Source organism: Cuneatibacter sp. NSJ-177, assembly GCF_022867805.1.
Classification (GTDB): Bacteria; Bacillota; Clostridia; order Lachnospirales; family Lachnospiraceae; genus Pseudolachnospira.
In genome coordinates this window covers 41,689-65,720 of sequence record NZ_JALIFO010000004.1, presented here as the reverse complement: position 1 = coordinate 65,720, position 24,032 = coordinate 41,689, and the positions used below count along the sequence as shown (strand labels likewise).

The 24,032-nt window shown below is 52.4% G+C and carries 26 protein-coding genes; 18 read left to right on the top strand and 8 right to left on the bottom strand.

Features of this window, described 5'->3' with window-relative positions:
• Window positions 1–205: 205 nt before the first annotated feature.
• The 6 genes from MUB23_RS07680 to MUB23_RS07655 all read left to right on the top strand — a co-directional run bounded on the left by MUB23_RS07680 (window position 206) and on the right by MUB23_RS07655 (window position 5,954).
• Entirely contained in the window at window positions 206–1,018 is an 813-nt protein-coding gene (locus MUB23_RS07680) for a methyltetrahydrofolate cobalamin methyltransferase (protein WP_244799802.1), read from the top strand.
• Between the two features lie 28 nt (window positions 1,019–1,046).
• Window positions 1,047–1,682, top strand: a complete 636-nt coding sequence (locus tag MUB23_RS07675; RefSeq protein ID WP_244799801.1) for a corrinoid protein — start codon at window positions 1,047–1,049, stop codon at window positions 1,680–1,682.
• Between the two features lie 63 nt (window positions 1,683–1,745).
• On the top strand, window positions 1,746–2,975 hold the full coding sequence (locus MUB23_RS07670; protein WP_244799800.1) for a uroporphyrinogen decarboxylase family protein: 1,230 nt from the start codon (window positions 1,746–1,748) through the stop codon (window positions 2,973–2,975).
• 24 nt (window positions 2,976–2,999) lie between these two features.
• Window positions 3,000–3,494: a TRAP transporter small permease gene (locus MUB23_RS07665; RefSeq protein WP_244799799.1), complete on the top strand. Its 495-nt coding sequence runs from the start codon at window positions 3,000–3,002 to the stop codon at window positions 3,492–3,494.
• Window positions 3,495–3,506: 12 nt separating this feature from the next.
• Complete coding sequence (locus tag MUB23_RS07660; protein WP_244799798.1) at window positions 3,507–4,808, top strand: TRAP transporter large permease; 1,302 nt, start codon at window positions 3,507–3,509, stop codon at window positions 4,806–4,808.
• 51 nt (window positions 4,809–4,859) lie between these two features.
• Complete coding sequence (locus MUB23_RS07655; protein WP_244799797.1) at window positions 4,860–5,954, top strand: TRAP transporter substrate-binding protein; 1,095 nt, start codon at window positions 4,860–4,862, stop codon at window positions 5,952–5,954.
• Between the two features lie 128 nt (window positions 5,955–6,082).
• Here the strand turns inward: MUB23_RS07655 and MUB23_RS07650 are convergent, their stop codons facing one another.
• From MUB23_RS07650 to MUB23_RS07640, 3 genes are all read right to left on the bottom strand, one after another.
• The gene (locus tag MUB23_RS07650; protein WP_244799796.1) at window positions 6,083–6,709 is read right to left on the bottom strand and encodes a CatB-related O-acetyltransferase; all 627 of its coding nucleotides are present in this window, start codon (window positions 6,707–6,709) and stop codon (window positions 6,083–6,085) included.
• A 130-nt stretch (window positions 6,710–6,839) separates the two neighbouring features.
• Window positions 6,840–7,103 (bottom strand): CD3324 family protein, encoded by a 264-nt coding sequence (locus MUB23_RS07645; RefSeq protein WP_244799795.1) that lies wholly within the window; start codon window positions 7,101–7,103, stop codon window positions 6,840–6,842.
• A gap of 183 nt (window positions 7,104–7,286) precedes the next feature.
• Window positions 7,287–7,949 carry a hypothetical protein gene (locus MUB23_RS07640; RefSeq protein ID WP_244799794.1) on the bottom strand — a complete coding sequence of 221 codons (663 nt, stop codon included), beginning with the start codon at window positions 7,947–7,949 and terminating at the stop codon, window positions 7,287–7,289.
• A gap of 233 nt (window positions 7,950–8,182) precedes the next feature.
• Here MUB23_RS07640 and MUB23_RS07635 point away from each other — a divergent pair, with 233 nt between their 5' ends.
• Complete coding sequence (locus MUB23_RS07635) at window positions 8,183–9,439, top strand: serpin family protein (protein WP_244799793.1); 1,257 nt, start codon at window positions 8,183–8,185, stop codon at window positions 9,437–9,439.
• Here the strand turns inward: MUB23_RS07635 and MUB23_RS07630 are convergent.
• The 4 genes from MUB23_RS07630 to MUB23_RS07615 form a co-directional block, all read right to left on the bottom strand.
• On the bottom strand, window positions 9,436–10,332 hold the full coding sequence (locus MUB23_RS07630) for a sensor histidine kinase (RefSeq protein ID WP_244799792.1): 897 nt from the start codon (window positions 10,330–10,332) through the stop codon (window positions 9,436–9,438). The two genes, MUB23_RS07635 and MUB23_RS07630, sit on opposite strands and share 4 nt — an antisense overlap.
• Before the next feature lie 38 nt (window positions 10,333–10,370).
• The gene (locus MUB23_RS07625) at window positions 10,371–11,216 is read right to left on the bottom strand and encodes an ABC transporter permease (protein ID WP_244799791.1); all 846 of its coding nucleotides are present in this window, start codon (window positions 11,214–11,216) and stop codon (window positions 10,371–10,373) included.
• A complete protein-coding gene (locus MUB23_RS07620) occupies window positions 11,209–12,123 on the bottom strand; it encodes an ABC transporter ATP-binding protein (RefSeq protein ID WP_244799790.1) in 915 nt (304 codons plus the stop codon). The genes MUB23_RS07625 and MUB23_RS07620 overlap by 8 nt, the downstream gene beginning before the upstream one ends.
• Before the next feature lie 122 nt (window positions 12,124–12,245).
• Window positions 12,246–12,917: a response regulator transcription factor gene (locus MUB23_RS07615; protein ID WP_244799789.1), complete on the bottom strand. Its 672-nt coding sequence runs from the start codon at window positions 12,915–12,917 to the stop codon at window positions 12,246–12,248.
• Window positions 12,918–13,240: 323 nt separating this feature from the next.
• On the opposite strand from MUB23_RS07615, the gene MUB23_RS07610 reads away from it, so the two are divergent.
• The 4 genes from MUB23_RS07610 (at window position 13,241) to MUB23_RS07595 (ending at window position 16,369) form a co-directional block, all read left to right on the top strand.
• The gene (locus MUB23_RS07610; RefSeq protein WP_244799788.1) at window positions 13,241–13,912 is read left to right on the top strand and encodes a response regulator transcription factor; all 672 of its coding nucleotides are present in this window, start codon (window positions 13,241–13,243) and stop codon (window positions 13,910–13,912) included.
• Window positions 13,909–15,000 carry a HAMP domain-containing sensor histidine kinase gene (locus MUB23_RS07605; RefSeq protein WP_244799787.1) on the top strand — a complete coding sequence of 364 codons (1,092 nt, stop codon included), beginning with the start codon at window positions 13,909–13,911 and terminating at the stop codon, window positions 14,998–15,000. Before MUB23_RS07610 ends, MUB23_RS07605 begins: the two co-directional genes overlap by 4 nt.
• Window positions 15,001–15,198: 198 nt before the next feature.
• On the top strand, window positions 15,199–15,744 hold the full coding sequence (locus tag MUB23_RS07600; protein ID WP_244799786.1) for a hypothetical protein: 546 nt from the start codon (window positions 15,199–15,201) through the stop codon (window positions 15,742–15,744).
• The gene (locus MUB23_RS07595) at window positions 15,698–16,369 is read left to right on the top strand and encodes a hypothetical protein (protein ID WP_244799785.1); all 672 of its coding nucleotides are present in this window, start codon (window positions 15,698–15,700) and stop codon (window positions 16,367–16,369) included. Before MUB23_RS07600 ends, MUB23_RS07595 begins: the two co-directional genes overlap by 47 nt.
• Before the next feature lie 21 nt (window positions 16,370–16,390).
• Here MUB23_RS07595 and MUB23_RS07590 read toward each other — a convergent pair whose 3' ends face one another.
• Complete coding sequence (locus MUB23_RS07590; RefSeq protein ID WP_244799784.1) at window positions 16,391–17,191, bottom strand: sugar phosphate isomerase/epimerase family protein; 801 nt, start codon at window positions 17,189–17,191, stop codon at window positions 16,391–16,393.
• Window positions 17,192–17,354: 163 nt separating this feature from the next.
• On the opposite strand from MUB23_RS07590, the gene sfsA reads away from it, so the two are divergent.
• From sfsA to MUB23_RS07555, 7 genes are all read left to right on the top strand, one after another.
• Window positions 17,355–18,059: a DNA/RNA nuclease SfsA gene (gene sfsA / locus MUB23_RS07585; protein WP_244799783.1), complete on the top strand. Its 705-nt coding sequence runs from the start codon at window positions 17,355–17,357 to the stop codon at window positions 18,057–18,059.
• A gap of 137 nt (window positions 18,060–18,196) precedes the next feature.
• Window positions 18,197–19,252: a uroporphyrinogen decarboxylase family protein gene (locus MUB23_RS07580; protein WP_244799782.1), complete on the top strand. Its 1,056-nt coding sequence runs from the start codon at window positions 18,197–18,199 to the stop codon at window positions 19,250–19,252.
• A gap of 326 nt (window positions 19,253–19,578) precedes the next feature.
• The gene (locus tag MUB23_RS07575; protein WP_244799781.1) at window positions 19,579–20,310 is read left to right on the top strand and encodes an NAD-dependent protein deacylase; all 732 of its coding nucleotides are present in this window, start codon (window positions 19,579–19,581) and stop codon (window positions 20,308–20,310) included.
• Entirely contained in the window at window positions 20,295–20,480 is a 186-nt protein-coding gene (locus MUB23_RS07570) for a DUF951 domain-containing protein (protein WP_244799780.1), read from the top strand. The genes MUB23_RS07575 and MUB23_RS07570 overlap by 16 nt, the downstream gene beginning before the upstream one ends.
• A 231-nt stretch (window positions 20,481–20,711) precedes the next feature.
• Window positions 20,712–22,004: a transglutaminase domain-containing protein gene (locus tag MUB23_RS07565; protein WP_244799779.1), complete on the top strand. Its 1,293-nt coding sequence runs from the start codon at window positions 20,712–20,714 to the stop codon at window positions 22,002–22,004.
• A gap of 11 nt (window positions 22,005–22,015) precedes the next feature.
• Window positions 22,016–23,254 carry an immunoglobulin-like domain-containing protein gene (locus tag MUB23_RS07560; protein ID WP_244799778.1) on the top strand — a complete coding sequence of 413 codons (1,239 nt, stop codon included), beginning with the start codon at window positions 22,016–22,018 and terminating at the stop codon, window positions 23,252–23,254.
• Between the two features lie 45 nt (window positions 23,255–23,299).
• Complete coding sequence (locus MUB23_RS07555; protein WP_244799777.1) at window positions 23,300–24,019, top strand: aspartate/glutamate racemase family protein; 720 nt, start codon at window positions 23,300–23,302, stop codon at window positions 24,017–24,019.
• The last annotated feature ends 13 nt before the right edge of the window (window positions 24,020–24,032 follow it).

Here is a 24,032-nt window from a genome sequence, read left to right as displayed (position 1 = left end):
CTGTTGGCAAAATTTTTTACTGCTGCAATACAGCCTAAACCTTTATTTTCCTGATCCGGCAACCTCTTGTAAAACAAAATTTTTCTTAAAAAAGATACCGGGAATATTACCAAAAGAAACAAGATTTTCCTGGAAAAAAGCCACAACTATCTTATAATAAAAAACAGATATGGTTATTGTCAAGCTAATATATGAGGTGAATCCTATGATTCTTATCGGAGAAAAAATCAATGGTTCCATTCCAGCGGTGGCAGAGGCAATTGCCCGCAGAGATGGGGAGTTCATCAAAAACCGTGCCAGGATGCAGGCGGAAGCCAATGCTACGTTCATCGACTGCTGCGCGTCGGTTCCGGAAGCAGAAGAGGTCGAGACGCTTCACTGGATGATAGATTGCATTCAGGATGTCACGGATCTCCCGATTTCTGTCGACAGTCCCAGCGCGGCGGTTCTGGCGGAAGCGTACCGTTTTTGCCGAAAGCCAGGATTGTTTAATTCAGTCTCCGGTGAGGGGAGTAAGCTGGATACAATTTTTCCAATCATGGCACAGGAAGCAAATCAAGAATGGCAGGTCATTGCTTTGCTCAGCGATGACACCGGAATTCCAAAATGTGCGGCGGACCGTCTTCGGGTCTTTGATAAAATCATGAAGAAAGCGGAAGAATATCAAATTGCCCCCGGCAGGATCCATATTGATCCTTTGGTAGAGATGCTTTGCACCTCAGAGGACGGTATTGCGACGAATATCGAAGTCATCCGGACGGTCAGAGAGCGGTATCCGGAGATTCATATCACAGCTGCGGTCAGCAATATTTCTTTTAACCTGCCCGCCCGCAAATTGATTAACCAGGGTTTTTTGGTTTTGGCGATGAACGCCGGACTGGACAGTGGAATTTTAGATCCGACGAATCGGGACCTGCTGGGATTGGTTTATGCGACGGAAGCGCTTTTGGGAATGGATGATTACTGTATGGAATATATCGGGGCCTATCGGGACGGTCTGATCGGGCCGGTTCGATAGATAAAAGAGGGAAAAGGAGGAGATAGGAATGTCTAAAATTGAAGAAATCTTTGCCGCGGTATCCGCAGGCAAGAAAAAACAGGTTCCCGGTCTGGTACAGCAGGCCCTGGAGGAAGGAATTGCCCCGGAAGTGATTTTGAATGAGGGAATGATCCAGGCCATGAATGAGGTGGGGGAGAGGTTCCGGCTGGAGCAGATCTATGTGCCGGAGATGCTGGTGGCTGCAAGGGCCATGAAGGCAGGCGTCGAAGTGCTGAAGCCTTATCTGGGAGGTGAGAGCAGTACGGTCCGCGGCAAAATGGTGATGGGCACTGTGGCGGGAGATCTCCATGATATCGGAAAAAATTTGGTGATTTTGATGATAGAAAGCGCAGGTTTTGAGGTTGTGGACTTGGGAGTGGATGTTCCTATCGCGGATTTTGTGGCGGCGGCCTCGGCGCCGGATGTGGATCTGGTGGGTCTTTCTGCTCTCCTGACGACGACGATGCCGGCGCTGAAAGACAGCGTGGAAGCTCTGAATGCCATGGATTGCCGCAGCCGTTTTCAGATCATGGTGGGAGGAGCTCCGGTGACTCAAGCTTTTGCCAACGAGATCGGAGCGGACATTTATACCGCGGACGCCGCATCGGCGGCCCAGGCGGCCAGAAAAGCGGTACAGCATTAAAATGATGAAATGATTGGTGAGAACGAATTGATGATTTCCGCTGCGATATAAAGGAGAATGTATATGACATCAAGAGAGCGAGTACAAAAAATGTTCCGCGGCGAGCTGAAAAACAGCTTTGCCATCAGTATCGGCGGCATGGCCAATGATAATATGAGCGCTTACGCCTATGCGAATCTGTTGAAGTATCTGGGAATGGAAGAGAAACCGATCAAGATTTATGATTTGTTCCAGTTCATCCCCTTGATGGATGTTGAAGTGATCGACCGTCTGGGCGGAGATTTTGTCCATGCCCAGAGACCTCGTTATCGGTTTAATTTGGACCAGAAAGAGTGGCGTCCCGGCACTCTCCACGACGGAACTCCCTGTTACTATCCGGCGGAGTTTCAACCGATCCGAACCGAAGACGGAAGCCTTTATGTAGAGATGGACGGGGAGCGTTATGCCCGTATGCCGAAAGGGGGGCTTTATTTCGACATTATCCGCCATCCGCTGGAAGATGCAGAGGAAGTGGAGGATCTGCGGCTGGTACATCCGGCTGTCCGTATGAGTGATGAAGACATAGAATATACGGCGAATCAGATTGAGGATTTGTATCAAAACACGGATAAGGCGGTGGTACTGCTCTTTGCCGGTCAGCTGATCGAGCAGGCTCAGAGGGATTTTGGTTTTGAAGAATTTTACTGCAAGCTGGCGATCGAAAAAGAGCTGATGCACGCGTATTTCCAGATGGTAACAGACGCGTATCTCCACAATCTGGAAGGGATTTTGAGCAGGGCCGGAGAAAAGCTGGATGTGATCTGGTTCTGCGATGATATTGGCACTCAACAGACCCTTCAGATTTCCGTGCCAATGTATAAGGAGATGATCAAGCCCTATGAAAAACAGATGTGGGACTATATTCATCAGAATTACCCCCATATCCGCATCCTGTTCCATTGCTGCGGAGCTATCTTCGACGTGATTCCAGAACTGATCGATGCGGGCGTGGACCTGTTGAATCCGGTGCAGATCAGCGCCAAGGGCATGGATCCGGAACGACTGAAGGAGACCTACGGGAAAGATATTATTTTCTGGGGAGGCGGAACCGATACTCAGAATCTGGCGAACTTAACCACCGTCGAGGAGGTGGAGGAACACGCCAGGCATCTGCTGGAGATTTTCTCCAAGGGCGGGAACTATGTTTTTTCCCAGATTCATAATTTCCAGGCCGATGTACCTCCGGAAAAGATCGTCGCGATTTTTGATCAGGCGAAAAAATACCGGGAAAAGCTGGAGGCAGGTGAAGTTTGAGAAGAAAAAGAGAGGAGGAGAAGGATGAAAGTATTGCGCTGGCTTGATGAGAATCTGGAAAAATGTCTGCTCCTGGTTTTTCTGATTGTGATGGTGTTTGCATTAACCTTGCAAATCATTTTCCGGTTCGTACTGAATACCCCGTTGAGCTGGTCGGAGGAGTTGGCCCGTTACATGTTTGTCTGGTCCGGCTTTATCAGCATTAGCTATTGTTTAAAAACAAACATTGCAATCCGGATCGATCAGGTGGTGGGTTTCCTGCCGAAGAAGGGGCAGCTGATCATGAACCTGGTCGTGTATGCGCTACTGTTTGCGTATTTTATCCATATGACGCCCTACGCCTATGAGTTTTTCCAACGAGCCGCGGACGCGAATCAGGCGATGCCTGCTTTGCAAGCCCCCATTGCTCTGGTGTACGTGTCCCCGCTCTTGGGATTTCTCCTGTCTATGGTGCGGTTGATACAAAACTTGATAAAAGATATCCGGACCTTGTGCGCCAAGGGCGCCGAAAAAGAATAGGAGGGGATGGAAATGTCTGCTGGATTGGTATTAGTTGTGTTTTTTGTCTTGCTGGCCTTGTCCGTCCCGATTTTTGGCGCGCTGGGAATCACCTCCGTGTTTCCCTCCCTCTTGAACCCCAGTTTTTCGGCCAATGGGATTTTTCTAGTGAGGGAAATGCTTGGCGGCATCAACAGCTTCCCTTTGCTGGCTATCGTCATGTTTATTTTGTCCGGTATCATCATGTCCCGCGGCGGCGTGTCCCGGAAGCTGTTTAACTTTTTTTGCTACTTTCTGGGCGAGATTCCGGCCGGCATGCCCTGCTGTGTCATCGTAACTTGTTTGTTCTACGGCGCGATCTCCGGTTCGGCTCCGGCCACAGTAGCCGCCGTAGGCAGCATGACCATACCGGTATTGATTGAACTGGGGTATGAGAAACCATTTTCAACCGCCCTGGTGGTAGTGGCGGGAGGCTTGGGCGTAATCATTCCGCCTTCGATCCCTTTCGTTTTGTACTGTATGGCCACCGGTGAGTCGGTGGGCGATCTATTTATCGCCGGGATTTTGCCAGGTTTCCTGATTGCTTTCTGCCTGATGGGGTATGCCATTTACTACTGCAAGAGGAAAGGCGAGGATAAGCAGAAAATCCGGGAGGTGGTGGGAGGTCTGCGCACAAAGGGGTTCTTCCAGGTACTGAAGGATAGTATTTGGGCATTGTTTACCCCAGTGATTATCCTGGGCAGTATTTATTCCGGCATTGCGTCTCCGACGGAAGCGGCGGTTTTATCCGTGATATATGCCCTGATCATCAGTATTTTCGTGTACCGCACACTGAAAATTTCGGAGCTGATGAACATCTTTGTGGAAGCGATCAATACCTATGCTCCGATGCTGTTTTTGATTGCGGCTGCCAATGGATTTGCCCGCGTTCTGACTCTTCTGCGGGTGCCTCAGACCGTCAGCGAAACCATTTTAACCACGTTTGGCGGAAATAAGGCGGCGATCCTTCTGGTGATTAACTTATTCTTGCTAGTCGTCGGCATGCTGATCGATCTGGGACCGGCTGTGCTGATTCTGGCTCCGATCTTCGCTCCCATGATGACCGAGTTGGGCGTGGATCTAATTCATTTTGGAATTATCATGGTGGTGAACCTGGCGATCGGTTTTGTAACGCCGCCTGTTGGCGTTAATCTCTACGTGGGGAGCAGGCTTTCCGGCGTCCCTGTGGTCACAATTGCAAAGAATGCAGTTGGCTTCCTGCTATTGTTTGCGGTAGCCCTTGCGCTCTTGGTTATTTTTCCGGAAATCAGCCTGGTGCTGGTGGGACGGGCGTAAATCAGAGCCGAGATTACATAAAAAATATATGTTCAGAAGGGAGAAATGAATATGAAAAAGAGTTGGAGCTTTATTCTGGCGGCCGCGATGGTTCTCAGTTTGGCTGCTTGTGGGGGAGAGGCAAAAGATACGACGGCTGCGCCCACCACAAAAGCGGTGGAGAACACGAATGCCGAGGATCCTGCCAAAACGGATGGGACGGAGGCGCCAGTGGCTGATGTCAGCGGTGAAGTGGGGGAACATCACTGGGTATCCGGTGTTGCCAGCCCGAAGGATGCCGTTGCGTTCTATTTCATTGATAAGATGGCGTCTGAACTGGATGCCCGCACCGGCGGCAAGATGACCATTGATGTGTATCCGGACAGCACTTTGGGCGATGATGTGGCGCTGTTGGAGAGTCTTGGCACCCGGAACGTAAACTTTGTTGTGCAGAATCCGGCGCCTGAGGTGAATTTGATGCCCAAGCTGGCGGTGTTCGACCTGCCTTTCGCATTTAAGGACATTCAGGCATTCCGCGCCGCGATTGACAGCGAAGAGCTGATGTCCCTGCTGCGGCCGATCTATGAGGAAGGCGGTTACAAGCTGCTGGGTTTTGCGGACCAGACGTTCCGCGTCATGTCCTCCAATAAGAAGATCGAAAAGATCGAAGATTTCCAGGGCATTAAAATTCGGACCATGGAAAACAAGAACCATATGGCTCTGTGGGAGGCGCTGGGCGCTGCCCCGACTCCGATGGCGTTCTCCGAGGTTTATACCTGCCTGCAGCAGAAAGTGATTGATGCGCAGGAGAATCCTTATGCGACGATTGCCTCCTCCCGCATTCAGGAAGTACAAGATTACATCATTCAGACCAACCATCTGGCCCACCCGATCGTGATGATCATGAACCTGGAAGAATACAACGAGCTGAATGAGGCCGAAAAGCAGGTGATCGCCGAGGCCTTCGAGGTGGCAAAAGCTTACGGACGCGAGATGGCGGACAAGCAGGAAAGTGAGAAGCTGGAAGAGATCAAGGCTTCCGGCACGGAGATTATCCCGGTATCCGACGAGCTGTACGCGGCCTGTGTGGAGAAAGTGCAGCCGGTTTACGACATGGTTGCAGAACAGGTGGGAGATGAGCTGGTAAATGCTTTTCTAGGGAAATAAAGAAGAAGGAAAGCATTTGGCCGACGCCACAAATAAAAAAAGATTATTGGACGGCGCTCCTTCTATGACGGTAGGAGCGCCGTTCCATTTGAATTTGTTTCTTGTGATGGCCGCAGACGGCCCCATCCTTATTCCAGCTGATCTAACCGGCCTGACTGAATCGCCCGGATATTTTTTTTGATTTTTTCTTCCGGCCAATCCCACCATTTTAATCGAAGGAGCCAGGCGATGGTATCATCATCGAATCGTTTCTTAAGTGGTTTTGCGGGGACGCCGCCTGCCACAGTATAGGGTGGAACATCCTTCGTAACAACGGCGCGGGCGCCGATGATGGCTCCATCGCCGATTGTGACGCCCGCAAGAATGACGGCGTCATAACCGATCCAGACGTCATTGCCGATTCGGATATCGCCTTTGTTATCCCACGCCGCGGCAACCTCTTTTTTTTCCAGTCCCCATTCCTCAAAAAACAGTGGAAACGGGTAAGTAGACAGAGAAGCCATAGTATGATTGGCGCTGTTAAAGAGAAATTTTGCCCCGCAGGCAATGGAACAGAATTTGCCGATGATCAGCCGGTCCTGGTTGATGGGGTATTGATAGAACACATTGTTTTGTTCGAATTCAGCCGGGTCATGGATAAAATCATTGTACATGGTATAGTCGCCTGCCTCTATGTTGGGCCGGGTAATGACATTTTTCAGGTATACGGTCTGCGCGTCGCCTGTCCGCGGGTAAATCTTGCTGGAATCAGCCATTTTGTCGTCCTCCTGTTGCTTCATGGGTTTGATCCTTATTATACCCATTCGCAAGACGGTTCTCAATATACCAAACGATACCGAAGGAAACGGTAGAAAAAGAGAGCCGCCGTGTGGCAGCCCTCCGCAGTTATCTGTGATAAATGATTTTTCTTATGGCATAGACAGAAAGAGCGTATTTGTCCGCAAGTTTTTGAATCGAAGCGCCGCCGCGGTATTCCGCGGTAATGGCTTCATTGCGCGTTTGAAGCTCTTTCCGATAGCCGGACCGTTCCCCCCAGGATTTATGCTGTCCGTCTTTGGCAGGAATATAGAGATATCCTGCCTGAACATACCTTTGCAGTTCCTCGACCAGCACATCAGGGAGAATCGTGTTTGCATTCACATATTTCATACAGGCTTCCTCCTTGATCGGTAAAGTCAAGCAGCAAAGCCAGCTATATGGATTCAGCGACTGAAATTACTCCATGCAGGCGTCGCTTCTACTGGCTTTGCATGGAGCCATACTTTATTTCTTCTTTTTTCATTTCTGCACATTCGTTATCACCGCCAATATGTTTTGTCTGCCCTTAGTATATCATCTCTTCCGGGAGCATTCAAGCGCTTCGCCGGGGACCGCATAGGGACAGTTGGGAAAATTACAGGTTTCACATTCGCACCCCACCGGATGGGAGACCGGATCCGCGGACGCGCCGAACAGGTAGAGCATGGATTTTTCCGGTTTCAGCATATAATGAGAGTTAAGGGTGACGGGAAGGTCAGACTCCTCCTCGAACAGAGCCAGCAGTTCTTTTTGATAAGATAGATCCATAGGCGGCTCGCCGGGAGAAAACCGGCGGGTCAGGCGCAGACCCTGCTCCTGCATTTCCTTTTCAATCTGACGGTTCATCTGATTAGAGGCGTTAAAGAGGATTTCATTGGCAAGGTCATTGAGGAGATATCCTTCTAAATACTCTCCCTCCTCCAATTTCTGCTGGATCACCTGGTTGATGGAATCGGAGCAGGAGGCAAGGCAGAGAACCCATTGACCGCATAGGTCGAGGGGGGAGGCAGAAAAAGAGGGAAGAGGAGCAATGCTTTTATAGCAGAAAAAGAGCTCCATCTTTTCCGCCGCCAGAGCGTGGAGGCTGGAAAAAATATTTTCCGTATAGGAATAGGCCGGCGTATCCTTGCGGATTTGAAGCCTCCGGTAGATCTTTTCCTTATCGTAAAGCATGGCGGGGTTATAAAAATGGATCATAAAAACTCCTTTCCCAGGTGCAAGATATCTGTTGACATCATAGCAGATGAAAAGAGGGAAGGCTAGAAGTTGAAGGTCATTTTTGGTACTATTTTATGCAGACAGCGTTTTTCCTTTTTTAGACATGGACTGGAAAGGCGTGTTTTTTATTTGTTTTCCCTGTGATCCTGTGCTATGATTTTTATAGAAGATAGGAACGTAAGAAATTCTTTTGAGAGGGAAAGGAGGACGTTATGAAAAAAAGGAATTCTGCCATTGCCTTATGTCTGGTAACGCTCATGGCCGCATCCGTCTCGCTCTTCGGCTGTAATCCGCGCGTGCAGGCCGAGAATCTCATGGCCGGGGTGAGAGCAAATCCCGTCCATGTGTCTGTGGATTTGAACGGAGAAGAAACGGCTGCCGTCACGGATTTCGCAGTGCGCTTGTTTCAGCAAAGCCTGGAGAAAGAGAAAAACACTCTGATTTCGCCTCTGTCCATCCTGTATGCCCTTGGCATGACGGCCAACGGAGCGAAGGGGGAGACGCTTTCTCAGATGGAAGAAGTGTTCGGCCTTCCGGTGACAGAGCTGAACCAATACTTGTACGCCTACAGAAATGCTGTTCCCACCGGAAAAGACGAAAAGCTCTGTCTTGCCAATTCCATCTGGTTTCGGGAAGATTTTCAGGCCGTGGATGCTTTCCTTCAGACCAATGCGGACTGGTACGGCGCCGAGCTCTATCGGACGCCTTTTGACACCGCTGCGTTAAACGACATCAACGCCTGGGTGAAGGACAATACGGATGGATTAATCGAGAATATCCTGGATCAAATTCCCTCCGATTCGGTGATGTATTTGATCAATGCGCTGGCCTTTGACGCAAAGTGGATGGAGAAGTACGAGGAGGAACAGGTGCGCGAAGGTGTGTTCACCAAAGAAGATGGAACGAAACGAGATGTGGAGTTGATGTATTCCACGGAGAGCAAATATCTGGCGGATGAGAACGCCGTCGGTTTTATCAAGTATTATGAAGAAAAGAAGTTTGCTCTGGCGGCATTGCTGCCGGATGAAGGCGTCAGCGTTGCGGATTACGCCGCCGCGCTGACCGGGGAAAAGCTCCAGCAGGTCCTGGAGAAGGCTAGAGACGTGCAGGTGGACGCCGCGATCCCGAAGTTTGAAAGTGAATACAGCGCCGGGATGATGCAGGTGCTGAAAGCGATGGGAATTACGTTGCTGTTTGACGAGATCAATGCGGATCTGTCCGGGCTGGGAACCTCGACGGCAGCTCGTTTCTCCGCCGGCCAGGTCTTGCATAAAACCTTTATTACCGTGGACGAACGGGGCACCAAAGCCGGAGCGTCCACCGCAGTGGGGATCACCGCTGCTTCCGCGTCTGTCGGTCCCGTGGAGATCAAGACCGTCCATCTGGACCGGCCTTTTGTCTATCTGGTGATTGACTGCGAGGCCAATGTACCGGTCTTTTTCGGCACGGCCATGGACATCGGCAGCTAAAGGGAAGACGGAAAGCGGAGGGTGAGAGTCAGCCGCCCCTTCTCATAGGCGCAATGGATTACGCCGCCCTGCTGTTCTGTCAGAGTTTTGGCGATAGAAAGGCCGAGACCGGTGGAACGGCGGGCGGACTCCACGGTGTAGAAGCGGTCAAAGAGCCGGCCGGCCATGACCTCATTGAGGCTGGGGGCGAGATTGGAAAATTGGATCACTCCGTCCTCCGACAGAGTGACGGAAAGGTCTCCTCCGCTGTATTTGACGGCGTTGCTGATTATATTGCTGAAAATCCGCGACAGGGCGGCTCTGTTTAACCGGCGCTTCACAGGGCGTTCCGGGAGACGGATTGCCGGCTCGATGCCGCGGCCCTTTAGCGTACCGTAAAAACCGGCGATGCTCTCCTCCAGGACTTCGCTCAGAGAGAGAAACTCCCTTTCCTCATAGGAGTCGGTAGAGGTTACGACAAAATAGCGGAACAGCTCTTCGGTCAGCTCTTTCAGCGCCTCAATCCGATTGTCGATGATTTCCAGGTATTCCCGGACCGCAGGCGATTTTTCTTCCCGATCTAACAGCTCCATATAGCCACAGATGGCGGTCAGCGGTGTGCGGAGGTCGTGAGAAATATTGGTGACCGCTTCTTTTAGATCCCGGTCTCCCTGCTCCAGACTCAGTTGGCGGCGGCGCAAAAGTTTCAGCTCGTGATCAATACCGGCGGCCAGCCTGCGCATGGCCCGGTCTCCGCAGGAGATATCGATTCCTATGTTTGTGTCTTCTTTCAGACGCGCAGAAAATTCCAGGCGGATTTCCTCAGCTGCGCGGCGCATTTGATGAATCTTGCAGAAAAGAAGGCATAATACCAGGAAGAAAACCGCGCAAAGCGCTGCGAGAAGATATACCATGGAGCTCCTTTCCTGCATGTACTGCTATGATATCTTGGTTACTTCAAATCTTTTTTTCGGAAGAAAAAGATGCCGGAAATATTGGTGACCAGGACAATTCCCAGGGAATAGACCGCCATCTGCCATAGGTGCGGCGCGCTCATTCCGGAGAGCTGCATGCTCTGCCCGGTGGGAATCAGGTCGAGGACGAACTGGGTGATTGTCCGCTGGCCCGGCGTCAGATAATAAGGATTCGGAACCGTCTCAGAGTTTATCATGCCGGATACCGATAAGGTGTAATTTTCGACAAATTCCGGTTCCTCGATTCGGGCGAGCAGGTAAACGACGAGAAACATGGAGACAATGACCAGGAGAAGGCTGACGATGGCAGCAGTTGTTTTGTTCTGGATCAGCATGGACAGCAAAGTCAGAATCCCAGCGTAGGAGGCCATCATCAAAAATCCGTCCAGGATGAACCACAAGTAGATCGAGCCCATGTGCTGAAAGGAGCCGAACAGAGGGAGCCCGACAGCCAGAGAGGGAATCCAGAAAGCAATCAGCATCAGGATGCCCGCGGCGGTGCAGACCAGAAAATGGCTCAGATAAATGTTCGGCCGGGTGTGTCCGACCACCAGCTTGTTCCGGATCGTGCCGTCGGAAAAATCCGTTCCGATAAACACACTGCAAAAGGCGGCCATGATCAAGCCCGGTATCGGGACAAATCCCATCATTCCATAGGCGGAGAGAAAATACCTGTCATATTCAACGGGAGCGCCGCTTATTTTCCCGCTGTATGCGAGGAGACCGGCCAGCACAAAGGCGTAGATGACCATAGCGGACAGACTGAACCAGAAGACCTTTGACTTCCTCAGCCGGGAGAAATCGGCGCGCAATAATTTACTCATGACCGCCACCTCCCATCAGGTTGATGTAATAGCTTTCCAGGTTTTCGTCGTGTTCGGCAATCTTTTGAATTTCACAGTGTTCTTCCGCCAAGGCCAGTGTCACTTCCGTGACGTTCCAGGAACCGTAAACATCCGCCTCATGGCCGTTCCTTATGGCGTATTCCAGTTTTCGCGCGTCCAGGACACGGACCAGGGCTTTGATATCCGATACTTGAAGGCGCATACATTTCCGGCAGGCTTTCTCCAAGTCCGCGGCGCTGATTTCCTTCACCATCTGCCCTCTGTCGATAAAACCGTAATGGGTGGCCAGGCGAGCCAGCTCATCCAGGATATGGCTGGAGATCAGTACGGTAATTCCATGTTCCCGGTTCAGCTTTAAGATCAGCTCCCGCACCTCCACGATCCCCTGAGGATCCAAACCATTGACAGGCTCATCGAGGACCAGAAAATCCGGGTTTCCGGCCAGAGCCACAGCGATGCCGAGACGCTGGCGCATGCCGAGGGAAAAGTTTTTGGCTCTTTTTTTGCCGGTATCGCCGAGGCCGACCAGCTTTAGAAGCTCCGGGATGCCATCGAAGCTGGGGCGGCCGAGAATTTGGTACTGCTGCCGCAGATTGTCCTCGGCAGTTAATTCCAGATAGATGGACGGCGTCTCCACCACCGCGCCCATCCGGCGGCGGGCCGAAGCGATCTTGGAATCGGTATGGGGGATTCCATAGAGGGCATAGCTGCCGGAGGTCGGCCGCTGCAGCCCGCAGGCCAGGCGGATCAGAGTGGTTTTTCCCGCGCCGTTTTTACCTACAAAACCATAGATTGATCCCTTATTTACGTGCATCGACAAACGATCCAGGGCTTTGAAATTTTTGTACTGCTTGCACAGCTGATCTGTGCGGAGAACATATTCCATTTTGTGCCTCCCTTATTTTTTCTGAGGCCAGTATCTCATAAAAGGGGAAAGAAAGCGGTAAAGAAAATAGATAAGATTTGGTAAAGGCCGGAGAAGTTGTCCACAGACTATTTTTCCACAGACTATTTTTCCGGTTCTTTCATTTTAAACCCAATTCCCCAAACCGCTTCGATGAAGTCGCTTCCTGCTGCTTCCCGCAATTTCCGCCGCAGGTTGCTGACGTGGACCTTTAGAGAACTTTCGGTGCAGTCCGGCGTGTCCAGGCTGATCAGATCCAAGAGCTGGGATTTCGTCACCACCTGGGAAGCGTTTTGCATCAGCCGTTTTAAAATGGAGAATTCCGTGGCGGTCAGCCGGACCGGGGAGCCGTCCGCGAAAAGCGTGTGAGAAGCCGCATCCAGACGGAGGTCCCCGAAGGTAAGGACAGCGCTTTGCCCGGCGCGGCTGTCCTTTCTGAATTGCACGGTGATCCGCGCCAAGAGTTCTTTTGTGTCAAAGGGTTTCGTCACATAGTCCGCGGCTCCTCCCAGGAGGAGGTTTACTTTGTCGTCGATCCCGACTTTTGCACTGACCACGATGACCGGGATTCCCGAAATCTTTGGCAGGACTTCTTCCCCGGACAGGCCGGGCAGCATCAGGTCCAGCAGGATCAGGTCGGGCTGTTCCCGTTCCAAAAGCATCAGCGCCTCGGTCCCTGAATAGGCGCGAAGGATGCGGTAGCCTTCCTGGCGCAGCAAGGTTTCCAGCAAATTTCCGATAGGGAGGTCATCATCCACGATGGCGATTGTTTTCATAAATGGTTCCTTTCTCTTCACAGGGGTCCACGCTTTTTATTATAGGGCGTGCAGAGGGGAAAAAGCAAGGGGAAACGTGACGGCCTCCGCCCAGCAGTACGGATCCGAATGGTTCTTGGCGGCAGCCGAAAATTTCTGTTTGCAATCCCCGTAAACAAAATTCAAACATTTCTGTGATATAATAAAAATGAACAAACGCAGCTTTCCCAGCGCGCAGGGAGACGAAAACTGGCTATCCAAAGCGGATGGATATCAGGCGATGCGATGCGGGATCCTGCAATCGGAGAGTGAAGTGCGCGGGAATGAAGAATAGGAGAACGATTATGGTAAATATCCTTGTTGTGGAGGACGACACGAAGCTGAATCAAAGCGTCTGTACCTTTTTAAATCAAAACGGCTATACCGCGAAGGGCTGCCTGAACCCACGGGAAGCCTATGATCTGATGTACCGTTATCTGTTTGATCTGATTATCTCCGATATCATGATGCCGGAAGTGGACGGTTACGAGTTTGCCCGGACCGTTCGGAATCTGAACCAAACCATCCCCATCTTGTTTATGACCGCCAGGGATGATATTGTCTCGAAGCAGAAAGGCTTCCGGGCCGGGATCGATGATTATATGGTAAAACCGGTAGATCTGGAAGAACTGGCGCTGCGGATCTCGGCGCTGCTGCGCCGGGCGCATATTATGGAAGAAAAGAAGCTGACGGTGGGAAACCTGGTTTTGGATGCGGACGGGATGGCCGCGTCTGTGGACGGCAGGGAAGTTTCCGTAACCGTCCGTGAATTCAACATCCTGTATAAGCTGCTTTCTTATCCGGGGAAATCCTTTTCCCGCAGTCAGTTGATGGATGAATTCTGGGGAATGGACAGCGATACGAGCCTGAGAGCCGTGGATGTTTATATCACAAAGCTACGGGATAAATTTTCCGCCTGCGACGGATTTAAGATCGTAACCATCCATGGGCTGGGATACAAGGCGGTGTTGGTATGAGGAGAGAAGAGAATCCATGGGACGGCCGTGTTAAGATCCGATATTTTTCCTGGGCGGAATATATCGGCGTACTGTTTGCTTTTGGCGGTTTGGCCTCCCTGCCGGGGATTTTGTACGGGGGATGGGAAAATTTTACCGGGTCTCTAAAACATTACGGTCTTTGGTACTTATTATATTGGATTTTGATCACGTTCGCCTTCTGTGCTATGACAGCCTACCAGAAACATCAGGTGTTTGACCGGCCGATGCGGCAGCTCAGCAAAGCCACAGAGCGGGTGGCTTCCGGTGATTTTTCCGTCTATCTGGAGCCGGTGCAGAAGACGGTCCGTCTGGACTATATCAGCGCGATTTTTCAGGACTTTAACAAGATGGTGGCGGAGCTGGGGTCCATTGAAACCATGAAAAATGATTTTATCGCCAATGTCTCCCACGAAATTAAAACGCCCCTCTCCGTAATTCGAAACTATACGGAGCTTTTGAAGGATCCGGACCTGCATCCAGATAAACGGGCCGAATATATCGACAGTATACTCTCTTCCACCGACCGCCTGTCGGCTCTCGTGACTAATATTTTGAAATTGAACAAACTAGAGAGCCGCCAGATCTTACCGAAACCAGAACCCTTTGACCTCTGCCGCCAGCTCTCCGACTGCGCCCTGCATCTGGAAACCCTGTGGGAGGAGAAAAACATCCGGTTGGAAGCGGAGATCGAGGACAGAGCTTTGATTTTTTCTGATCCGGATATGCTGGAGCTGGTGTGGAACAACCTCTTATCCAATGCGCTGAAATTCACGGAGCCGGGAGGAAGCGTGACGCTTCGTCAGACATCGGATGCGGATACCGTCACGGTTACCGTGTCCGACAGCGGCTGCGGCATGGGCGAGGAGACCATGAAGCATATTTTTGAAAAGTTTTATCAGGGGGATACCTCCCACGCCCAGGCCGGAAATGGCCTGGGCCTAGCCCTGGCGTACCGCGTGGTAGACCAGCTGAACGGTACCTTGACCGTGAGCAGCAGGCTGGGAAAGGGGAGTGCGTTCACCGTAAGACTACCCGTTCATCCGGAAGGGCATGGAAATGGAATTTAACATTTCAGAAACAAAAGAGAAGTAAGGCGTAAACACTTTTGATCTAAAATGCTTTCATGACGGCGCTAAGCCGGGGAAACCAAAAAGATCAGGAGGAAAACAGATGGAGAATCACGAAGGAAGCGTTTGCTGCCAAAAGACAGTATTTACAGGAAAAAGAATATTCCGGAGAGAAGGACAAAGAGGGGGGACTCAGGCATGACAAATCCGGAAAGAAAAAACGAGATGGGATTTATCGGATATGAATATAAAGATCAGGTATGCAGCAGAGAGATGAGTTCGGTCTATTTGGACGGTTACCCCAATTTCGGCTGGATCCCGGAAGACACGGCCCTTACCTCTGCCGGAGCGAAAACTATCTCGATCCGATTCAAACGAGACAGGAAGATCCGGAATAAGGCGGAGCTGACCAGGCTCCAGCGTCAGTTTGACGCCTGCGCGGATGAAATTGTCCGCTTAACCAGGGCTGAGACGTCCGGGGCCGCGATCCTGGCATTCACCATTGGGCTTTTGGGGACAGCATTTCTTGCCGGAGCGACCTTTGCCTACCTGGGAGGGCTTTTCCCTCTTATGGTTCTCCTGGCAATTCCAGGATTTGCCGGTTGGATCTTACCCTACTTTTGCTACCGGAATTCTTATGACAAAAAATGCCGGGAGACCGCTCCTTTAATCGAAAGAAAATATGACGAGATCTACGATGTCTGTGAAAAGGCCAACCGTTTGCTTTCCGCCGCGGCGGAATAGCAGGAAGCCGTTCGCGTCCTGCTTCCCGCTCGCCGTCCATGCCGCGATCGGAGTCTGGAATCTGATCCTGGGAATTGTGGCGGGATCGGCCTGGTTCTTAGCCACTGCGGTCTACTATCTGTTGCTCTGCGCTTCCAGGAGACAAGTTTTCCGGATGCTTCGTGATGCGCAGAAGATGAAAAATCCGAGGAGAAGGGGAGCGTTTCAGATGAGAGGCTGCCGGCAGGTCGGCGTATGGATTGCTTTGATTGGAATTTCCTATTTTGGCGTGTGCCTCTGCATGTATGTTTATCATAAAACCGTGACGTACCCTTTTTATCTTCTCTACGGGGTGGCTGCGGCCGCCTTTTTCAAGATCGGAATGGCGGTCTATGGAATTCGAACGGCGGGAAAACAAAACCAGCCGCTGCTGTCTGCTCTGAAATGGATCGGCTTTGTGGACGCCTGCGTGTCTATTGTGGCGGTCCAGTGCGCCCTGCTGACCTGGAAAGGGGAGGGGAGGGCGGCGTCTGACAGCAGCGCTTTGCTGGGAATGGGATGCAGCGTAATCTTTTTGGGGATCGGCGCAGCCATGTTTTTCCGGCGCGGAGCGAGAGGGGCTGCGGGGAGTGAAAAAAAGGAGTAGAGGACTGGCCTTCGTCCGCAATCAGCCCAGCAGCCCCGTGATGTACTTCAGCCCCCGCTCAGCCGCGCCTTCTTCCGGCTGATATTCAAAGACCAGGAGTCCGTCGTAGGAAATCTCCTTTAACGTCCGGACCAGCCCAGGATAATCAAAATGTTTTCCGTCCGGGCAATGACGGCCCGCGTCGGAAATATCAATCTGGCTCAGGACATCCCGGCCTTCCCGGACGGCCTGAAAAGGGTTTTCCTCACACAATAACTGCATGGTGTCCAGATGGAGATGAAGATACGGGGAGCCGAATCCACGGATAAAGGCGGCGGTATCGGCCGTCTTCTTAAAATAAAACTTTTCCGGCTGGTGAATCACTTCCAGGGTAAGGGGAACCTGGCGCTCTGTGGCGTAGGAGAGGAGTTCCTGCAAGCTGAGGGAGAGATTCTCCTCAAATCGCTCCGGGCTGCTGCACTCGGAGACCACTCCCCGGATGGAGCCGATCACCACCTGAGCATGATCCAAAAGGGCGGCTGTATCCATGTGCCGTTTCATCCGTTCGACGGCCTCTTTTCGGATTTCTTCTCTTTCGGAGCTGAGGGAGAGGCCGTCCACGGAATATCCTCTCCCGGTGGCAAAGCCGGAGATGGAAAGTCCGTACCGCTCGATTTCCGCTTTGATGGAGGCCGGATTCAGTTCCTCCGGCCGGTTTACGGTCAGTTGGAGGGCGTCAAAGCCCAGTGCCGCGGCCTCGCGTGCCGCCACTTCGAGCGGGCCTTGAAGTGGGGCGGTGTCACAGGGAAAGGTCCCATCGCTGATCACAACGCTTGTTTTCATATCGAAATCTCCTTTTCTTGTTCCAATTATCGTAATCGTATCGGAAATTGCAGGGCTTGTCAACTTGCAGAAAGGGTGTTTCGAAAAAACGGCTGTGTTTCTACGGCGAGTCTGCTATAATAAAAAAAGGAACCAGATTGCAGGATCGTATATGGGAGGAACTATGAACTATCACCACACCACAACCGGAATCTTCCGTTCCCGGCCGAACCGTTTTCTGGCGCAGGTGGAGATCGGAGGGAAGACGGAGCTTTGCCATGTAAAAAATACCGGACGCCTCGGAGAGCTGCTGCTTCCTGGGACGCCCGCTGTCTTAGATCGGCACGAGCCGGGCAAGAGAAAGACCAACTATTCCCTGATTGCCGTCCGGAAAGAGGGACAGTGGGTGAATATTGATTCCCAGGCCCCGAATGCGGCGGCCGCCGAATGGCTTTCCGGCAGCCCTCTTGGTTTTCCGGTCACGCTTTTGCGCAGAGAGCAGACATTCGGCGATTCCCGTTTTGACTTTTACCTGGAAGGCGAAGGCGGACAGAAAGCGTTTTTGGAAGTCAAGGGGGTGACCCTTGAGGTAAATGGGATCGCCCGCTTTCCGGATGCGCCGACCGAGCGGGGCGTCAAACATATCCGGCATTTGATAGAGGCGCGGGAGGCCGGATATCTGGCGTATCTGTTGTTCGTCATCCAGATGAAGGGAGTAACGGCCTGGGAGCCCAACGAGAGGACGCATCCGGAATTTGCCCGTGCCGTCCGGGAGGCGGCGGGGGCGGGCGTTATCGTTCTGGCGCGGGACTGCCGTGTGTGGGAGCAGGGAATGGAGATCGACGCTCCGGTGGCCTGCCGTATGGGCTCCGGCGGCCCTGCCATGTGACAAGTGCCCATTTTATTTAGAAAAATATGGGCTGTCCCGTACATTGACGCGCGTTTACCCGGATGTTATGATAATTTCGAACAGCTAAAAGCGAGGAACAATAGCGTTTGGTTTTATCGTAACGGAAGGGAGTACATATGGGAGAGAAGTTTAACAGGGAACAAGAATTGAACAGTCAGGAGACCATGACCGTTGGCCTGCGGGGAAAGCAGGTCGTTCGTTATCATAGCCCCATCACACCGAAGGAAAATGCCGTGCGCACCCTGACCGGGAAGACGCCGTGCTGGCTTGGCACGGATATCAATGTGATCCTGCCGAGAATCGTGCCGGACAACCCGGCCCGCGGAATCATATTTGACGGCAGCCCTTTTGACCCGGTGAAAGAGGGCGGCGGCCCCGACTGGTTCGGCGTAGAATGGGTCTATGAGCCGTCGGCAACCGGCTCCATGGTAGTTCCCGGCAACCCTAAAGTGAAGGACATCAGTCATTGGGAAGATGATATTACTTTCCCGGATCTGGACGCCCTGGACTGGGAGGGGGCGAAGAGAGACTGCGCAAGGATCTGGAGGGCGGATCAGTTGAATTCCACTCAGATTTTCACTGGTTTCTTTGAGCGTTTGATCTCTTTCCTGGATTTTGAAGACGCTGCCGTGGCGATGATCGATGAAGAAGAGCAAGTGGCGGTGCACCGTCTCTTTGACCGGCTGGCAGATTTCTACGACGCTCTGATCGGAAAACTCCATGATTATATCGGCCTGGACCATATCACCCTCCACGACGACTGGGGAGCCCAGCGCAGTCCGTTTTTCTCCTATGATACTTGCGAAGAGATGCTTCTTCCCTATGTCAAGCGCGTGGTGGAGTCCTGCCACAAACGGGGAATGCTGTTTGAGTTTCATTCCTGCGGGATGATCGAGCCTCTGGTGCCGATTATGATCGAGGCTGGAATGGACAGTTGGGGCGGCCAGCCGATCAATGATAAGTGGAAGCTTTATAATCAGTACGGCGATCAAATGTGCTTTACGGTGAACGCGGACGCCACCTTAGACGAGGAGGCGGCTGCTGCCTGGGCGGACGACTGCCTGTCCCGCCTGGAGCCGGGGAAAAACCTGATCGTGAATGTGATGGAGGACTGCCCGCTGCGGGAAATTCTATATGTGAAGTCGCGGGAATATTTCAGCAGGCAGAGCTGAGAAGTTTTGATATCACAATGTTGGGGTCAAAAGGTATTTTGCCCCTATGATGCGGAGGACCAGTTTTTTTGGCCGGACCGGCGGTACGGACAGTACCGCCGGTCCGGCCGGTTTGTTTTTCACCCGGAACTCGAAACCGGCGGCGGAAGAAAAAACAGCGTCCCGGAATCCCTCTTTGACAATTCCCAAAGATATGCTATAGTTATATAGGAAAAGAATTGCCGGCCGGACATGCCGGATTTCAGCCGGACTTGTTCCGGCTTTTTATTCCCTGGAAATCCCATATAATTAGGAAGAAACGCAGAAACAAGAAAGGCGGGAGGCAAATGGATCAGCAGCAGACCTTACGGCAGTGGGTAGAAGAAAGCAGACGGATTGTTTTTTTCGGCGGGGCAGGGGTATCGACCGAGAGCGGGATTCCGGATTTTCGGAGTGTTGACGGGTTGTACCACCAGGTCTACGATTACCCGCCGGAGCAGATTTTGAGCCATACGTTTTTCCGGCAGAACCCGGAAGAATTTTTTCGCTTTTACTGGGATAAAATGATTGCGCCAGACGCCAGGCCCAACGCGGCCCACAAAGTTTTGGCCAAGTGGGAGGCCGAGGGAAAGCTTACCGCCGTCGTAACCCAGAACATCGACGGCCTTCACCAGATGGCCGGGAGCAAAACGGTCTATGAGCTGCACGGTTCGGTTCACCGGAATCACTGCATGCGCTGCGGAAAGTTTTACGGCTTATCCGATCTGAAAGAGCGCCAGGGCATTCCGCGCTGCGGCTGCGGCGGGATCATCAAACCCGACGTTGTACTCTATGAGGAAAGCCTGGATGAGGAAACGATGCAAAAATCATTGGAAGCCATTGCCTCTGCGGACATGCTGATCATCGGCGGGACGTCGTTAAGCGTTTATCCGGCCGCCGGTTTGGTCCACTATTATTCCGGGAACCGGCTGGTGCTGATCAACCGGTCCGCTACGCCGATGGATTCCCGTGCGGATCTCGTCATCTCAGACTCGATCGGAAAGACTTTGGAGGGATTTTTATCATGGACATCCAGGTAGGAGATATCCTGCGCTTAAAAAAGCAGCATCCCTGCGGAAGCGAGGAGTGGGAGGTCCTGCGGACCGGCATGGATTTCCGGCTGAAATGCTGCGGCTGCGGCCGCCAGGTCATGCTGGCGCGCCGTATCGTGGAAAAAAGCATCCGGGAGATCCGGAAAAAAAAGGAATAAGAAATTTGTCATTGAAAAATAGGGAAATCGTAAGAGGGAAAGCATTGATTTTTCGGTAGCCTGGTTGTATAATGTCCTTCGGCTATATGGAATAGAGACGGAAATACCAGGATTGCGGAGCAATTATGTGACTGTCCGGCGGTGGATACAAAGGTTTGCCGGAGGCCAATCCATCATAGTTGTTTTCGCAGTGTACGGGCAAGCGTTTAATATGGAGAGCAGGAGGACAGGATGGCGACAAATAAGGGATATCCGGAAATCGACAGCCGGCCGCTCAGGCGCCGGGAGGGCGATCCTTCTTACCGGACTTCGGGGAACGGCCGGTCAGGCGCCGGCTCCGGAACACAGAGAAGTACCAATGCCGGAGGGCAGAGAAATACAGCCGCAGACAGCCGGAGAACGGCTTATGCGAAGACGCAGCAGGGCTCCCGCGCCGGAGGCCAGCGGGGCGCCTATGCAGGAAGTACCCAGGGGGGACGCGCAGCGGACCGGAACGGCGGTTACAGCGGCGGTCAGCGGAGCGCCTATCCCGGAGGCCAGCGGAACCGGTATTCCGGGGGCCCGCAGGATGAAGAAGCCAGACGGAGGGCCGCGGCCAGAAAGCGGGAGCGTCAGCGCAGGAAGCGGAGAAAACGGATCATTCTGATTGTGGTATTGATTCTTCTTTTGGCTGCTATCGCCACCGGCGTTTATTTCCTGCTTCGCTCGCCGAAAGACGAGACTCCGGTTAACTTCAACCCCGGAGCCAGCACGGCCGCCACCCAGGGCTCCACGGCTTCCAGCGACAAAGAGCCGCCGGTGATCTCCGGCGTGCAGGATCAGACCGTGTTTGTGGGGGATTCCATCTCCTATAAAAAAGGCGTGACAGTGACCGACAATGTGGATCAGGACGTAAAATTAGAAGTGGATACCAGCAAGGTCGATTTGAATCAGGCCGGGACTTACACCGTGACTTACACCGCCACGGATGCCGCCGGGAATCAGGCGAGTGCCACCGCCACGATCACCGTGGAGGAAAAGCCGGCAGGCTACGAGAATAAAGCGGAGATGGAATCCATGGCGCAGGAGATCCTGGACAAGATCATCACTTCGGATATGACCCAGATGGAAAAGGCCCAGAAGATTTACAACTGGTGTCATGGAAATATCAGCTATGTCAACACCTCGGACAAATCCAGCTGGATCAATGGAGCCATCCAGGCGTTTGAGTCCCATTCGGGAGACTGCTTTAACTATTTTGCCGCCGCCAAGGCGCTTCTCACGGCCGCGGGGATTGAAAATATTGATGTGGTGAAGAGCGATACCAGTCATTCTTCCCATTTTTGGAGTCTTGTCAATTGCGGCGATGGGTGGTATCATTTTGATACGACGCCGCGAAAGGGCGACGGGGATTATTTCTTTATGGTGACGGACGATCAGCTGGAGGAATATTCCAAGGCCCACGACAACAGCCATATTTTTGATCATTCACTGTATCCGGCCACCTCGACCAAGGTGATTACGGATCTGCATGCGAGAGACTGAGGGGATATGTTTTGAAAGGAAAGCGAGGAAGAAAGAAAGCATACAGACGAAAGCTGATTCTTCTGGCCGGCCTGGTCCTGATTGCGGGACTGGGCTGTTTCCTGTGGTTTTATAAGCCGGACCGCGTCCAGGCGAAAGTGACGCTGGAGGCAGGCGAACCGATGGCCGAGGCAGATGACTTTTTGAAAAGAGACGGCGTGGAGGCCAGCTACGTCACCAACATGACCGGGATCGATACGTCAATTCCCGGCGAATATTCCGTGGAGATCCGGGCGGGATATTATTCCTATGAGTCGGTTTTGGAAATTGTGGACCGCACGCCGCCGGAAGGCACGGTGCGGGATTTTGCGATCTGGCAGGGGGATTCCTGCACGGCGGAAGACTTTCTGGAATCTGCTTCGGATGTGACCGGAGTCACGGTTTCTTTCGGAAAAGAGCCGGATCAAAAGAAAACCGGCGATCAGGAAGTGGAGATTCTTCTGACTGACGGAGCGGGAAATGAGACCAGGCTGACCGCTACTTTGACGATCTGGGCCGATACGGAACCGCCTGTGATTTCTGGCGTCTCGGACCAGACGGTCACCGAAGGGGATTCCATTTCCTATAAAAGCGGCGTGACCGTGACGGATAACCGGGACACGGATGTGGAGATCCAGGTGGACGCCTCCGCCGTGGATCTGGAGAAGGCAGGCACCTATGAAGTGGTCTATACTGCCGTGGACCGCGCCGGAAATACGGCAACCGAAACCGCGGAGATTACGGTAAAGGCAAAGGACAAAGGCGAGGCCAACCGCGAGGAGATGGAGTCTTTGGCAAGGAAAGCCGTTGCCGCGTGCATTTCCGACGATATGAGCGACCGGGATAAGCTGTATGAAATGTTCTGGTATGTGAAGCGCCATATGAACTATACCGGCGATTCCGATAAAACGACCCAGGTGAATGAGGCCATCCGCGGTTTTGAAGAAGGCCAGGGTGACTGCTTTACTTATTTCTCCGTGCTGAAAGCCATGATGGAGCAGGCCGGTTTTGAGACGGCCGACGTGACCCGTCTGGGCGGCGAGACCAGACATTTCTGGAGCCTGGTCAAGGTCGGAGACGAGTGGTATCATATTGATTCCTGTCCCCGCAGCGAAGAGCACAATAAATATTGGTACTGCTTCCTGCGGACCGATGCGGAGTTAGAAAAGTTTTCAAAGAATTATGACGGCTATTATAATTTTGATCCCACTGGGCTGCCTGAAACTCCTTAACTGACAGGAATCTACGTCCTATGGACCAAGAAAGGCGAAAGCAATATGAAAACATTAGGCGTAATCGGCGGCCTGGGCCCTATGGCTACCGCATATTTCATGGAACTGGTGATTCGGATGACCGATGCCGCCTGTGATCAGGAGCATCTTCCGATGATAATCTATAACCGCCCGGACACCCCGGACCGGACCCGCTATATTCTAGGTCTCAGCAATGAGAATCCTCAGAATTTGATGGTGGAGACCGGCCGCGCGCTGGTGCGCCAGGGCGCAGACCGATTGGTGATTCCCTGCATCACAGCCCATTATTTCCACCCGTATCTGGAACTTCAGATCGGAAAGCCGGTCTTGAACCTAATTGAGGAGACGGCGGCACATCTGAAAAAATTCGGTTTACATACCATCGGCATCATGGCGACGGACGGAACCATCCGCAGCGGCCTGTTCCAGAAAGAGCTGGAGCACCAGGGCATGCAGGCGGTGATTCCCACGGAGAAGAGCCAGCGCAAAGTCATGCACCTGATTTATGAAAACGTAAAAGCCGGAAAGCCGGTGGAATTTTCCTTGTTCCGGGAAGCAGAAGACGAGCTGCGCTTAGCCGGGGCCCAAGTGATTGTATTGGGTTGTACGGAATTGTCCATGATAAAGAAAGAGTTTCCCATTGGTCCTGGTTTTTTGGATGCGATGGAGGTTTTAGCGATGCGCGCCATTGAAGAGTGCGAAGCGCCGTTAAAAGAAGAATACCGCTGCCTGGTCACCAGGTAGAACCAATTAAAGG

Coding starts and splice junctions, on each gene's coding strand:
- sfsA (WP_244799783.1), top strand. CDS start 17,355: ATGAACTATCACCACACCACAACCGGAATCTTCCGTTCCCGGCCGAAC.
- MUB23_RS07655 (WP_244799797.1), top strand. CDS start 4,860: ATGAAAAAGAGTTGGAGCTTTATTCTGGCGGCCGCGATGGTTCTCAGT.
- MUB23_RS07680 (WP_244799802.1), top strand. CDS start 206: ATGATTCTTATCGGAGAAAAAATCAATGGTTCCATTCCAGCGGTGGCA.
- MUB23_RS07675 (WP_244799801.1), top strand. CDS start 1,047: ATGTCTAAAATTGAAGAAATCTTTGCCGCGGTATCCGCAGGCAAGAAA.
- MUB23_RS07570 (WP_244799780.1), top strand. CDS start 20,295: ATGGACATCCAGGTAGGAGATATCCTGCGCTTAAAAAAGCAGCATCCC.
- MUB23_RS07610 (WP_244799788.1), top strand. CDS start 13,241: ATGGTAAATATCCTTGTTGTGGAGGACGACACGAAGCTGAATCAAAGC.
- MUB23_RS07650 (WP_244799796.1), bottom strand. CDS start 6,709: ATGGCTGATTCCAGCAAGATTTACCCGCGGACAGGCGACGCGCAGACC.
- MUB23_RS07575 (WP_244799781.1), top strand. CDS start 19,579: ATGGATCAGCAGCAGACCTTACGGCAGTGGGTAGAAGAAAGCAGACGG.
- MUB23_RS07640 (WP_244799794.1), bottom strand. CDS start 7,949: ATGATCCATTTTTATAACCCCGCCATGCTTTACGATAAGGAAAAGATC.
- MUB23_RS07635 (WP_244799793.1), top strand. CDS start 8,183: ATGAAAAAAAGGAATTCTGCCATTGCCTTATGTCTGGTAACGCTCATG.
- MUB23_RS07615 (WP_244799789.1), bottom strand. CDS start 12,917: ATGAAAACAATCGCCATCGTGGATGATGACCTCCCTATCGGAAATTTG.
- MUB23_RS07665 (WP_244799799.1), top strand. CDS start 3,000: ATGAAAGTATTGCGCTGGCTTGATGAGAATCTGGAAAAATGTCTGCTC.
- MUB23_RS07565 (WP_244799779.1), top strand. CDS start 20,712: ATGGCGACAAATAAGGGATATCCGGAAATCGACAGCCGGCCGCTCAGG.
- MUB23_RS07620 (WP_244799790.1), bottom strand. CDS start 12,123: ATGGAATATGTTCTCCGCACAGATCAGCTGTGCAAGCAGTACAAAAAT.
- MUB23_RS07600 (WP_244799786.1), top strand. CDS start 15,199: ATGACAAATCCGGAAAGAAAAAACGAGATGGGATTTATCGGATATGAA.
- MUB23_RS07580 (WP_244799782.1), top strand. CDS start 18,197: ATGGGAGAGAAGTTTAACAGGGAACAAGAATTGAACAGTCAGGAGACC.
- MUB23_RS07630 (WP_244799792.1), bottom strand. CDS start 10,332: ATGGTATATCTTCTCGCAGCGCTTTGCGCGGTTTTCTTCCTGGTATTA.
- MUB23_RS07590 (WP_244799784.1), bottom strand. CDS start 17,191: ATGAAAACAAGCGTTGTGATCAGCGATGGGACCTTTCCCTGTGACACC.
- MUB23_RS07605 (WP_244799787.1), top strand. CDS start 13,909: ATGAGGAGAGAAGAGAATCCATGGGACGGCCGTGTTAAGATCCGATAT.
- MUB23_RS07555 (WP_244799777.1), top strand. CDS start 23,300: ATGAAAACATTAGGCGTAATCGGCGGCCTGGGCCCTATGGCTACCGCA.
- MUB23_RS07660 (WP_244799798.1), top strand. CDS start 3,507: ATGTCTGCTGGATTGGTATTAGTTGTGTTTTTTGTCTTGCTGGCCTTG.
- MUB23_RS07625 (WP_244799791.1), bottom strand. CDS start 11,216: ATGAGTAAATTATTGCGCGCCGATTTCTCCCGGCTGAGGAAGTCAAAG.
- MUB23_RS07645 (WP_244799795.1), bottom strand. CDS start 7,103: ATGAAATATGTGAATGCAAACACGATTCTCCCTGATGTGCTGGTCGAG.
- MUB23_RS07670 (WP_244799800.1), top strand. CDS start 1,746: ATGACATCAAGAGAGCGAGTACAAAAAATGTTCCGCGGCGAGCTGAAA.
- MUB23_RS07595 (WP_244799785.1), top strand. CDS start 15,698: ATGTCTGTGAAAAGGCCAACCGTTTGCTTTCCGCCGCGGCGGAATAGC.